General features: G+C 59.9%; 2 protein-coding genes. Both read right to left on the reverse strand.

All coding sequences use genetic code 11. From position 1 onward, the window contains the following. A partial coding sequence (locus tag NWQ23_RS16295; RefSeq protein WP_306167449.1) for a radical SAM protein occupies positions 1-800 on the reverse strand: 800 nt, incomplete at its 3' end. Further along, positions 800-1,615: a diaminopimelate epimerase gene (gene dapF, locus NWQ23_RS16300; RefSeq protein WP_306167450.1), complete on the reverse strand. Its 816-nt coding sequence runs from the start codon at positions 1,613-1,615 to the stop codon at positions 800-802. The genes NWQ23_RS16295 and dapF, both read right to left, overlap by 1 nt. Positions 1,616-1,760: the final 145 nt, after the last annotated feature.

Consider the following 1,760-nt stretch of genomic DNA (forward strand, 5'->3'; position numbering starts at 1 on the left):
CGCTTGAGGATCATGTCGTCGCCATGTTGCAGCGACAGATGCAGGTGCGGCATCAGGCGTGGTTCGGTCGCGATGGCTTGCATCAGGTTGTCATCAACCTCGATGCTGTCGATGGAACTTATCCGCAGGCGGGGCAGGTCTGGCACCAACCTCAATATACGCATGACCAGATCGCCCAGCTTGGGTGCAGCGGGCAGATCAGCACCCCAGCTTGTAAGGTCGACACCCGTCAGGACGACCTCGTTATAGCCCGTATCGACCAGCCGCTTGATCTGGTCCACGACGACCCCCGCAGGCACCGAGCGCGAGTTGCCGCGCCCGAAGGGAATGATGCAAAACGTGCAGCGGTGATCGCAGCCGTTCTGGACCTGCACATAGGCGCGGCTGCGCGTGCCGAAACCGTCGATCAGGTGTCCGGCGGTTTCGGTTACCGACATGATGTCATCAACCTGAACCGGCTCTGTTTGCCCGATCAGATCAGGGGCCATGCCTGCCCAAGTTGCTGGGTTCATCTTTTCGGTATTGCCGATCACCAGATCAACCTCGGCCATTCTGGCGAAAGTATCCGGTTCGGTCTGGGCGGCGCAGCCTGTAACGATGAGTTTTGCGCCGGGGTTGTCGCGGCGCAGTTTGCGGATGTCCTGACGGGCCTTGCGCACAGCCTCTGAAGTGACCGCGCATGTGTTCACTACAATCGCATTGGTCACGCCAGCGGCGGCAGCCAGTTCTTTCATCGCCTCTGTCTCATAGGCGTTGAGCCGGCAACCGTGGTTCGAAAATATCGGCGTCGCGTCAGCCATTACATCCGCCAGACGCCATCAAAGACATGTGCGGTGCCACCCGTCATCCAGACGCCATCATCGCGCCAGTCAACCTGAAGCGTGCCGCCATCAAGGTCGATTCTTACTGCACGCCCTGTCAGCCCGCGTCGCGCCGCCGCGACAGCCGTGGCACAGGAGGAAGAGCCAGAGGCCAGCGTAATGCCAACCCCGCGCTCCCAGACCCGCATGCGCAAGTGGTCGGGGCCGATCACGCTTACGAATTGGACATTGGTGCGCTGCGGATAAAGCGGATGATGCTCGAACTTTGCCCCCATGGCGGCCAAGTCGATGGCATCGGCATCATCCACAAAGAACGTGCAATGCGGGTTGCCCATGCCTGTGGCCGTCGGTTCGCCCGGGATCGGGAGGAGGAGCGTGTCCATCGGTTCGGCCAAGGGTATCTCGTCCCATGCAAGTTGCGGCTGGCCCATATTCACGGATGTAAGGCCATCGCCTGCATCCACGGCATGCAAGATGCCGCGATCGGTTGTGATCACCAGACTGTCCTTGCCTTGGGCGTCCATCAGGTGCCGCGCAATGCAGCGTGTGGCATTCCCGCAGGCGGCAGAAAGCGATCCGTCGCTGTTCCAGAAGGTTAAATGCACATCAGCGTCTGACGCGTCTGACAAGACCGCCAACTGGTCAAAACCCACCCCACGGTGCCTATCGGCAATGGCTACGGCCAAAGCCTGATCGACGCGCGGGCTCTGTCCCCGTTCGTCGATCACGACAAAGTCGTTGCCCAGCCCATGCATCTTCATGAACGGCAGAAAAGATGAGTCGTTTGCGGTCATTGCGGCGATATAGTCAAAGCGGCCGCACATATCCAGCGCAGACAGCATTTGGGGGTTGACCGCAGCGCATGGCCTTTCTAAGTAGCCCCTCAGTGGGCCGTTAGCTCAGTTGGTAGAGCAACTGACTTTTAATCAGTAGGTCGCT

Source organism: Yoonia sp., from assembly GCF_030731595.1.
Lineage (GTDB): Bacteria > Pseudomonadota > Alphaproteobacteria > Rhodobacterales > Rhodobacteraceae > Yoonia.

Coding starts and splice junctions, on each gene's coding strand:
- dapF (WP_306167450.1), bottom strand. CDS start 1,615: ATGACCGCAAACGACTCATCTTTTCTGCCGTTCATGAAGATGCATGGG.